Origin of the sequence: Rheinheimera sp. (genome assembly GCF_020217005.1) — a bacterium.
GTDB lineage: Bacteria > Pseudomonadota > Gammaproteobacteria > Enterobacterales > Alteromonadaceae > Pararheinheimera.
This window is the reverse complement of record NZ_JAIWOI010000341.1, coordinates 1-10,000: the sequence shown is the minus strand read 5'-3', so window position 1 is coordinate 10,000 and position 10,000 is coordinate 1. Positions and strand designations below refer to the sequence as shown.

The window sequence follows — 10,000 nt, the reverse complement described above, 5'->3', positions numbered from 1 at the left end:
AGAACGTATCGAAAAGCCTGAACAGTTACAGCAGCTACTGCAGCAAAATTTTCTGCAGGACTTGCGCTTAGGACATTGTCAGTTTGGCCCACAGAAGGCGGATTTAAAGCTGAAGGTGGCAGGCCAGGCTGTAGAAGAAGTGTTGTCGCGTGGGCAACTGAAGGTATTACTCTTTGCGCTGAAAGTGGCGCAAAGTAACGTGATTTATAACTATGGCCATAAACAGCCGGTGTTATTAATTGATGATTTGGCCTCGGAATTAGACGATAATTCCAAGCGTCATATATTTAGTTTTTTAAACACTATTAATTCGCAGGTATTTATTTCAGCGATTAATACTGACCAGGTTTTGCCAGCAATACCGGATCTAAATCCGGCATTGTTTCACGTGGAACACGGACAGATAACAATACGGACAGAATGAAGATGGCCGAAGAACATATTTACGACTCGTCGAGTATCAAAGTATTAAAAGGCCTGGATGCCGTACGTAAAAGACCCGGTATGTATATCGGTGATACGGACGACGGTTCAGGCTTACACCACATGGTATTCGAAGTCGTCGACAACTCCATCGACGAAGCCTTAGCTGGCCACTGTACTGATGTGTGGGTCACTATCCACACGGATAACTCAGTTTCAGTGCGTGACAACGGTCGTGGTATTCCTACAGATATGCACGAAGAGGGTGTGTCTGCAGCTGAAGTAATCATGACGGTACTACACGCCGGTGGTAAGTTTGATGATAACTCTTACAAAGTGTCTGGTGGCTTGCACGGTGTAGGTGTTTCAGTAGTAAACGCTTTATCGGACAAACTGGAATTAACCATTCGCCGTAAACAGCAAGTGCATTCACAAATCTATCGTTTAGGTGTGCCTGACGCACCTTTGGCTGTAGTAGGTGAAACTGAAGGCACTGGTACTTCTATTCGTTTTTGGCCAAGCCCAACGATTTTCAGCGATATCAATTTTCACTACGATATTCTGGCGAAACGCTTACGTGAATTGTCATTCCTGAACTCAGGCGTCAGCATCATTCTGACCGACGAACGTGACGACAAAACTGACCATTTCAAATATGAAGGTGGTATCGAAGCTTTTGTGCAGTACTTAAACCGCACTAAAACTCCGGTACACCAAAAGGCCTTTTACTTCACCTCACACCGTGAAGAAGATGGTATTTCTGTAGAAGTGGCCATGCAATGGAACGATTCGTTCCAGGAAGGCATTTACTGTTTTACCAACAACATTCCACAACGGGATGGTGGTACTCACTTAGCGGGTTTCCGTTCTGCTTTAACCCGGGTGTTAAACACTTATATGGAGCACGAAGGCTACGCCAAGAAGATGAAAATCTCCGCCACTGGTGACGACGCCCGTGAAGGCTTAACTGCCGTTATCAGTGTAAAAGTACCAGATCCAAAATTCAGTTCTCAGACCAAAGACAAACTGGTATCCAGTGAAGTGAAGTCTGCAGTTGAAAGTGCAATGCACGAAAAACTGAATGAATACCTGTTAGAAAACCCGGGCGAAGCCAAAATTATCGTTGGCAAAATTGTTGACGCGGCCCGCGCTCGTGAAGCAGCTCGTAAAGCCCGTGAAATGACACGCCGTAAAGGTGCCTTAGATATCGCAGGCCTACCAGGTAAGCTGGCCGACTGTCAGGAAAAAGATCCTGCATTATCAGAACTTTACCTGGTAGAGGGTGACTCTGCGGGTGGTTCTGCTAAGCAGGGCCGTAACCGCAAAAACCAGGCTATTCTGCCGCTGAAAGGTAAAATCCTGAACGTAGAAAAAGCCCGTTTTGACAAGATGATTTCCTCTCAGGAAGTAGGGACGCTGATTACAGCTTTAGGTTGTGGTATTGGTCGTGACGAATACAACCCGGATAAAACCCGTTACCACAGCATCATCCTGATGACGGATGCTGACGTCGATGGTTCTCACATCCGTACTCTGTTATTGACCTTCTTCTACCGTCAAACCCCAGAGCTGATTGAACGTGGTTACATCTATATTGCGCAGCCACCTTTATACAAAGTGAAAAAAGGTAAGCAAGAACAATATATTAAAGATGACCCGGCTTTAACTGAGTACTTAACTACTCTTGCGCTGGATGAAGCGACCTTACACGTCAATGCAGACGCGCCAGGCATAGGTGGTGCTCAGCTGGAAACGCTGGTCCAGCTGTACCATAGAGTGACAGCTACTATCACTCGTTTAAGTCGTAAGATCCCGTCGAACTTACTGAACGAACTGGTCTATGTGCCTGCCATTACACCTGAACTGTGTAAAGACGCAGCGTTGGCCGAAACCTGGGCTAAGAACCTCGTCACCCGCTTGCAAGAGCGCGAAGGCGACGGCTCCAGCTATGCATACAGTGTGGTAGAAGACCGTGAACGTCAGCTGTTTGTGCCAAAAGTGATAATTCGCCAGCACGGTATCGACAACGAATACCTGCTGCATTATGACTTTATTACATCAGTCGACTACGGCCGCATTGTTGAATTAGGCACAGCAATTCGTGACTTAATTGAAGAAGGTGGTTATGTTCGTCGTGGTGAAAAAACCAAACCAGTAGAGAGCTTTGTTGAAGCGCTGGAATGGTTAATGGCCGAGTCGAAACGTGGTTTGTATATCCAGCGTTATAAAGGTTTGGGTGAGATGAACCCAGAGCAGTTATGGGAAACCACCATGGATCCAAATACGCGCCGCATGCTGCGTGTGACTATTGAGGACGCTATAGGTGCTGACCAGCTGTTTAATACCTTGATGGGTGACGACGTAGAACCACGCCGTAACTTTATCGAAGAAAACGCGCTGCGGGTGGCAAACCTGGACGTGTAAGCTTTGTAGCTTGAAAATAGAAAAGGCCCCACAAGGGGCCTTTCTAATTTAATAAAGCTTAAAAAACCCATAAAAAACGCGGCTTAGCGCTACAGTTCGACGCCGCAAATAGGTATACTTTTCAGTCATTTTTACCAGCAGGTCAGGCTAATGCAAAAGTACGATATGAAGACCTTCCAGGGGTTGATCCTGGCATTACAAGATTATTGGGCACGCCAGGGCTGCGTTATTGTTCAGCCGCTGGATATGGAAGTAGGGGCCGGTACTTTCCATCCTATGACTTTTTTACGTTCTTTAGGCCCGGAGCCGACCAACGTGGCTTATGTGCAGCCCTGCCGCCGTCCTACCGATGGCCGCTACGGTGAAAACCCAAACCGTCTGCAGCACTACTATCAGTTTCAGGTGATCTTAAAGCCGTCACCAGCCAATATTCAGGAGCTGTATTTAGGTTCCTTACGTGAACTGGGCATTGATACCCTAGTGCACGATATCCGTTTTGTCGAAGACAACTGGGAATCGCCAACACTGGGCGCCTGGGGCCTGGGTTGGGAAGTGTGGTTAAACGGCATGGAAGTGACTCAGTTCACTTATTTCCAGCAAGTAGGTGGCTTAGAGTGCCGTCCTGTTACAGGCGAAATTACTTATGGTTTAGAGCGTCTGGCCATGTACATTCAGGGCGTGGACAGTATTTATGATCTGGTCTGGGCTGATGGACCTTTAGGCCGTGTCACTTATGGTGATGTATTCCACCAGAACGAAGTAGAGCAATCCACTTACAATTTTGAATACGCCGACGTGCCTGCGCTTTTTGCTTACTTCGACCAATGCGAAGCGGAAAGCCAGAAGCTGATTGAAGCAGGTTTGGCTTTACCTGCTTATGAAAAAGTAATGAAAGCTTCGCACGCTTTTAACTTATTGGATGCCCGTCACGCCATTTCTGTGACCGAGCGCCAGCGTTATATTCTGCGGGTGCGCACCCTGGCCAAAGCTTGTGCTGAAGCCTATTTTGCTGCGCGGGAAAAGTTAGGTTTTCCCCTGTGTAGTGATAGCAAGCGCCGTAACCAGTCAACGCAGGAGGCATAATGTCTGTGCAAGATTTTTTCGTAGAAATTGGTACCGAAGAGTTACCACCAAAAGCTTTAAAAACCTTAGCTACTGCTTTTAGCGACAATATTGTGGAAGAGCTGGCAAAACAGAACTTAAGCCATGCCGATGTCAGCTGGTATGCAGCGCCACGCCGTTTAGCGGTTCGTGTCAATCAACTGGCCTTACAGCAACAAGATAAAGTCGTAGAAAAACGTGGTCCGGCCTTGGCTGCCGCTTTTGATGCCGATGGTCAGCCAACCAAAGCTGCTGCAGCCTGGGCCGCGTCGAACGGTATTACCGCAGATCAGGCGGAACGTTTAGAAACGGACAAAGGCGCCTGGTTAATTCATAAAGCGCTGATTAAAGGCGAAAGCACAGCTTCTTTATTACCAGCTGTGATCAGCACTGCCTTAGCTAAGTTGCCCATTGCCAAGCCAATGCGCTGGGGCAATTCAACGGCCGAATTTATCCGTCCTGTGCACACTGTCACCCTGTTATTAGGTGACGATGTAGTGCCTGCTACTATTCTTGGCAAAGAGTCGGGTCGTGTCAGTTATGGCCACCGTTTCCATGCACCAGCTTTGGTAGAAATCAAAAATGCCGATGCCTACTTAAGCACGCTGGAACAGTCTTATGTCATTGCCGACTTCGCCAAACGTAAAGCCATTATCGCTGAAAACGTGACAGCTCAGGCCAAAGCCTTAAACGGCGTGGCGCTGATGGATGATGCTTTGCTGGAAGAAGTGACTTCATTGGTTGAATGGCCAGTTGTGTTGGTGGGCTCTTTTGAAGAACGTTTCCTGCAGGTTCCTGCTGAGCCGTTAATCTCCACCATGAAAGACAACCAGAAGTACTTCCCACTGGTTGATAACAATGGCAAGTTGCTGAATAAATTCATCTTTGTGGCCAATATTGAGAGCAAAGATCCAAGCCAGATTATCTCTGGTAACGAAAAAGTTGTGCGTCCACGTTTATCTGACGCTCAGTTCTTTTTTGTCACAGACGCCAAAACCAAACTGGTCGATCGCCTGCCAGCTTTAAGCACTGTCTTGTTCCAGCAAAAGCTGGGTACTTTATTGGAGAAATCAGAGCGTATCGCCAAAGTCGCAGCCTTTATTGCTGGCAAAATTGGTGCTGACGTACAACATACCGAACGCGCTGGCTTACTGTCTAAAACCGACTTAATGACCAATATGGTTGGCGAGTTCCCTGAAGTGCAGGGCGTGATGGGTATGCATTATGCCCGTCTGGACGGTGAAGCCGAAGCTGTAGCTGTGGCGCTGAACGAGCAATACAAACCACGTTTTGCCGGTGACAGCCTGCCAAGCCAGCTCGAAGCTTGTGCTGTGGCCATCGCCGATAAAATGGATTCATTGGTGGGTATCTTTGGTATAGGCCAGGCACCAAAAGGCGACAAAGACCCGTTCGCTTTACGCCGTGCCGCCATAGGTGCACTGCGTATTATGGTGGAAAAACAGTTACCTCTGGATCTGCTTGAACTGATTGAATTCAGCAAAACCACCTTTGGTGACAAGCTGACTCAGGCATCAGTCTCTGAGGAAGTGCTGGACTTTATGCTGGGCCGTTTCCGCGCCTGGTATGAAGGCGAAGGTTTTGGTGTGGACGTGATCCAGGCTGTATTAGCCCGCCGCCCGACTAACCCGGCTGACTTCGACCGTCGTGTCAAAGCTGTCGCTGAATTCCGTAAACTGGATGCCGCTTTAGCTTTAGCCGCTGCCAATAAGCGGGTAGCAAACATTCTGGCCAAAGTGACAGAAGCCATTCCTGACAGCGTGAACAGCGCTCTGCTGAGCGAAGAGGCCGAACAAGCCCTGCACAAGGCCATAGTGGCTGAACAAGCCTATCAGGCCACTGTAAGCAGCTATGCCGAAGGCTTAAGCCATCTGGCCGCTATGCGCGATGTAGTAGACCCGTTCTTCGACAAAGTCATGGTCAATGCTGATGACGCTGCAGTACGCTTAAACCGTCAGGCTTTGTTACAGCAACTCCGTGAGTTGTTCCTGCGCGTAGCGGATATTTCTGTGTTGCAGTAATGTTTAACTTGCTGATATATAAATAAAAGGAGCTTCGGCTCCTTTTTTTAACGACTAAGAGTACTCATGCGATAAACCCACATAACCCCTTACATTTAAAAGCTTAAGTCTGCACTGCTTTTGTGCCAGTCTGATTGTTATTAAAATCTAAATAACGGAAGACTGATGCAAAACAGGAAAAAGTTAAGACTGTTGAGTGGCTGTTTGCTGATTACGGCCAGTACTCTGGCAATGCCGGCTTCAGCCATTGTTATTCGTCATGATAGAGCCCCAGAGCAGTATCTGGCCTCCAAGGAAGATTTCCCGCCTTTAGTCACTTTTTACAACATTGGTGTACACGGCACTTTGATTGCGCCTGAATGGATACTTACCGCAGCTCATACGGTGTTTTGTTTAAATCCGGGCCAACCTGTTCAGGTGGGAGATGAGTTAGTAAAAGTACAAGCGCGTTACAGTTATCCCTCTTATCAGTTGGGTGAACAAAATGATTTGGCGCTGATTAAACTGGCAAAACCCGTGCTTAGCGTGCAGCCTGCCAGGTTGTACCGCCAGCAGGATGAACGCGATCAGGTGCTTTGGTTTATTGGCAGTGGTGGCACAGGCAATGGCTTAACGGGGGAAACTGTAGGCTATAAAGAAAACAACGGCGTACTGCGTAAGGCGCAGAATAAAGTAATTGCAGTGACCAATTCCGATTTGCGTTTTGTGTTTGAATCTGATCAACAGGCTTTGGAGCTGGAAGGTGTATCAGGCAACGGCGACAGCGGTGGCCCGGCTTATCTGAAAAAAGACGATGGCTATTACCTGTTGGGAGTGAGTTCCAGAGTCGACTCCTGGTTTAAAGATGTCGGCGAATATGGCGTCAAAGAGCTGTATACCAGAGTATCAAGCCACGCCAGTTGGATTGATCAGGTGATGGCTGCAGATGATACAGCAAGAGCAAAACTAAGCTCTGCAGATGGGTTTTTACCAGAAGGCATGACAGCTGAAAACTTGCCGGGTATTTGTGCGTCTTTAAGCCTTAAAGCTAAGCCTTAGCTGTGGTTTTAGCCGGACTTTTTTACTAAATAGCGATAAGGCTCGACGCTGGTATCGCTGGCAACCAGTTCATGTTCCATAAAACGGCAGAAAGCCGGAATGTCGCGGGTGGTGGCCGGGTCGTCTGCTGTAATTAATAAAGTCTGGCCCGCCGTCATTTTCCGAATAGCCAGGCGGGTTAACATCACTGGCTCAGGACAACGTAAACCTAAGGTATCCAGCTGCTGATCGGCTGCTAAAAATAACTGTTCAGGGTTTGACATAGTTCAGGTTCCACGTGAGAAAAGGCGCATATGCTAACTTAGGCTGAATATAATAAAAAGGGCTGGCCTAGGCCAACCCTGTTATTCAATAGCTAACAGCTACTATTTATTCGACGCGTTCAAACACTGTCGCTATACCCTGGCCTAAGCCGATACACATAGTGGCTAAGCCGTATTTGCCGCCTTTGTCTTCAAGTACGTTAATCAAGGTTGTGCTGATCCGTGAACCTGAACAGCCCAGAGGGTGGCCTAAAGCAATAGCGCCACCGTTTAAGTTCACTTTCGTGTCCATCACCTCCAGTAAACCTAAGTCTTTCATCACAGGCAGAGCCTGAGCTGCAAAAGCTTCGTTTAACTCGGCGTAGTCGATATCAGCCACTGTTAAACCTGCGGCTTTTAACGCCTTTTTACTGGCTGGTACAGGGCCATAACCCATGATGGATGGATCACAACCTGCTACGCCCATACCTATCACTTTGGCGCGGATTTTTAAGCCTAAAGCTTTGGCTTTTTCCTCGCTCATTACCAGCATGCCGGAAGCACCGTCTGATAAAGCAGACGAAGTACCAGCTGTCACAGTACCGCTGGCCGGGTCAAACACCGGACGCAGGCCTGCTAAGGCTTCTACTGTGGTTTCTGGACGTATTACTTCGTCGGTATCAAAGACTTTCAGTACGCCGTCGGCATCATGGCCTTGTACCGGGATAATTTCGTTTTTAAAACGACCCTGCAGCGTGGCTTCATACGCCAAACGGTGCGAACGGGCACCAAATTCGTCTTGTTGCTGACGGCTGATGCCGTGCAGTTTACCTAACAGCTCAGCGGTTAAACCCATCATGCCTGCAGCTTTGGCAATGTTTTTGCCTAAACCTGGGTGGAAATCCACGCCGTGGGTCATAGGCACATGGCCCATATGTTCCACACCACCAATTAAATACACTTCGCCCATACCGGTTTGAATGGCTCGTACTGCGTCGTGTAAGGCTTGCATCGATGAACCACAAAGGCGGTTGACCGTCACAGCTGGTACAGAATGCGGAATACCAGCTAACAAGGCGGCATTACGCGCGACGTTAAAACCTTGTTCCAGAGTTTGTTGTACACAACCCCAGATCACATCGTCAATTTCGGCTGGATCTAAAGCCGGGTTACGCTCGACCAAAGCGGCCATCACATAAGCGGATAATTCCTCTGCACGCACGTTACGGAAGATACCTGCTTTAGAACGACCCATAGGGGTACGGATACAATCAACTATCACTGCTTGTTTCATTTGTTTCTCTCCGCCTTAAACCGGGTAGAACACGGCACCAGAAGCTGCCATGGCGCGGGTTTTGTCTGTGACCTGATAGATTTCACCTAAGTGGGCGTATTTGTCAGCTAAAGCCACAAAGTTAGCCAAGCCAATGGTGTCGACGTAACGTAACGGACCACCACGGAACGGAGGGAAACCTAAACCGTAAATTAAGCCCATATCAGCTTCAGCTGCTGTGGCCACTATGCCTTCTTCTAAGCAGCGGATCACTTCGTTAATCATTGGTACCATACAACGGGCAATAATGTCGTCCGCGCCGAATTCCACACCTGAAGCTCCAGCTTTAGCCAGCAAGTCATAGGATGCGGCGTCCGAGTCTTTTTTCGGCTTGCCTTTGGCATCTTTGCTGTACGCATAGAAACCCACACCGTTTTTCTGACCGAAACGTTGTGCCTGATACATCAGCGCGACAGGGTCGTTTTCCACTTTACCCATGCGAGTTGGGAAACCTGCGGCCATCACGTCTGTGCAGTGGAAGGCAGTATCTAAACCTACTACATCCAGCAAGTAAGCCGGGCCCATAGGCCAGCCAAAGGTTTTTTCCATCACTTTGTCGACTTTGGCAAAGTCAGCACCGTCTAAAACCAGTTTGCTGAAGCCTGCAAAGTACGGGAACAAGACGCGGTTGACATAAAAACCAGGGCAGTCGTTGACCACAATAGGGGATTTACCCATTCTGGCTGCGTAAGCTACTACAGCAGCTACTGTTTCTTCACTGGTGTCTTTGCCACGAATCACTTCTACCAATGGCATTTGGTGCACAGGGTTAAAGAAATGCATACCACAGAAGCGGCTTGGGTCTTTTAAGTTGGCCGCTAAAGAATCAATGGAGATGGTTGAAGTATTGGAAGTAATAATGGCATCAGCGGCCACCAGCTCTTCCACTTCTTTTAGTACTGCACCTTTAATTTTTGGGTTTTCCACTACAGCTTCAACCACAATATCAACGGCTTTTACAGGTTCCATGCTCAAAGTCGGCTGGATGCTGGCAATCACTTTGGCCATACCTACAGCATCTAACTTTTTGCGTTCAACTTGCTTGTTTAATAACTTAGTGGCTTCACCCATACCCAGCTCTAAAGCTTTTTCGGCTATGTCTTTCATCACCACAGGCACACCTTTGAGTGCTGACTGATAGGCGATGCCGCCACCCATAATACCTGCACCTAAAACGGCTGCTTTTTTAATGTCTTTGGTGGCCGTTTTGGCTGCTTTTTTCGCCTTGCCTTTAATCAACTGGTCATTGAGGAATAAACCAATCTGGGCCGAAGCAGCAGTAGTTTTTGCCAGTTTGGCAAAAGAGGCGTTTTCTAAAGCCACAGCCCCAGCGCGGTCTAAGCGGGCTGCAGCTTCGATAGTTTCAACGGCGACCATAGGCGCTGGGTAATGCTTACCTG

General features: G+C 48.1%; 7 protein-coding genes and 1 pseudogene. 5 read left to right on the top strand and 3 right to left on the bottom strand.

Annotated elements, in window-relative coordinates:
• From LDL40_RS16750 to LDL40_RS16730, 5 genes and pseudogenes are all read left to right on the top strand, one after another.
• Nucleotides 1-424: pseudogene (locus LDL40_RS16750) on the top strand (DNA replication and repair protein RecF); the annotation flags it as partial.
• A gap of 2 nt (nucleotides 425-426) precedes the next feature.
• Nucleotides 427-2,847 (top strand): DNA topoisomerase (ATP-hydrolyzing) subunit B, encoded by a 2,421-nt coding sequence (gyrB, locus tag LDL40_RS16745; protein ID WP_300996589.1) that lies wholly within the window; start codon nucleotides 427-429, stop codon nucleotides 2,845-2,847.
• Between the two features lie 150 nt (nucleotides 2,848-2,997).
• Nucleotides 2,998-3,930 carry a glycine--tRNA ligase subunit alpha gene (gene glyQ / locus LDL40_RS16740; RefSeq protein ID WP_046519754.1) on the top strand — a complete coding sequence of 311 codons (933 nt, stop codon included), beginning with the start codon at nucleotides 2,998-3,000 and terminating at the stop codon, nucleotides 3,928-3,930.
• Nucleotides 3,930-5,987: a glycine--tRNA ligase subunit beta gene (glyS, locus tag LDL40_RS16735; RefSeq protein WP_300996588.1), complete on the top strand. Its 2,058-nt coding sequence runs from the start codon at nucleotides 3,930-3,932 to the stop codon at nucleotides 5,985-5,987. Before glyQ ends, glyS begins: the two co-directional genes overlap by 1 nt.
• A 165-nt stretch (nucleotides 5,988-6,152) precedes the next feature.
• A complete protein-coding gene (locus LDL40_RS16730; protein WP_300996587.1) occupies nucleotides 6,153-7,025 on the top strand; it encodes a trypsin-like serine protease in 873 nt (290 codons plus the stop codon).
• An 8-nt stretch (nucleotides 7,026-7,033) separates the two neighbouring features.
• On the opposite strand, the gene tusA is transcribed toward LDL40_RS16730, so the two are convergent.
• From tusA to LDL40_RS16715, 3 genes are all read right to left on the bottom strand, one after another.
• On the bottom strand, nucleotides 7,034-7,288 hold the full coding sequence (gene tusA / locus LDL40_RS16725) for a sulfurtransferase TusA (protein WP_300996586.1): 255 nt from the start codon (nucleotides 7,286-7,288) through the stop codon (nucleotides 7,034-7,036).
• A gap of 106 nt (nucleotides 7,289-7,394) precedes the next feature.
• Nucleotides 7,395-8,561, bottom strand: coding sequence for an acetyl-CoA C-acyltransferase FadA (gene fadA / locus LDL40_RS16720; protein WP_300996585.1), 1,167 nt, complete (start codon nucleotides 8,559-8,561; stop codon nucleotides 7,395-7,397).
• A 15-nt stretch (nucleotides 8,562-8,576) separates the two neighbouring features.
• Nucleotides 8,577-10,000, bottom strand: a 1,424-nt coding sequence (locus LDL40_RS16715) for a 3-hydroxyacyl-CoA dehydrogenase NAD-binding domain-containing protein (protein ID WP_300996583.1), incomplete at its 5' end; no start/stop codon positions are given.

What these genes read in the sequence shown, in the direction of transcription:
- gyrB (WP_300996589.1), top strand. Translation starts at nt 427, where the DNA reads ATGGCCGAAGAACATATTTACGACTCGTCGAGTATCAAAGTATTAAAA.
- glyQ (WP_046519754.1), top strand. Translation starts at nt 2,998, where the DNA reads ATGCAAAAGTACGATATGAAGACCTTCCAGGGGTTGATCCTGGCATTA.
- glyS (WP_300996588.1), top strand. Translation starts at nt 3,930, where the DNA reads ATGTCTGTGCAAGATTTTTTCGTAGAAATTGGTACCGAAGAGTTACCA.
- LDL40_RS16730 (WP_300996587.1), top strand. Translation starts at nt 6,153, where the DNA reads ATGCAAAACAGGAAAAAGTTAAGACTGTTGAGTGGCTGTTTGCTGATT.
- tusA (WP_300996586.1), bottom strand. Translation starts at nt 7,288, where the DNA reads ATGTCAAACCCTGAACAGTTATTTTTAGCAGCCGATCAGCAGCTGGAT.
- fadA (WP_300996585.1), bottom strand. Translation starts at nt 8,561, where the DNA reads ATGAAACAAGCAGTGATAGTTGATTGTATCCGTACCCCTATGGGTCGT.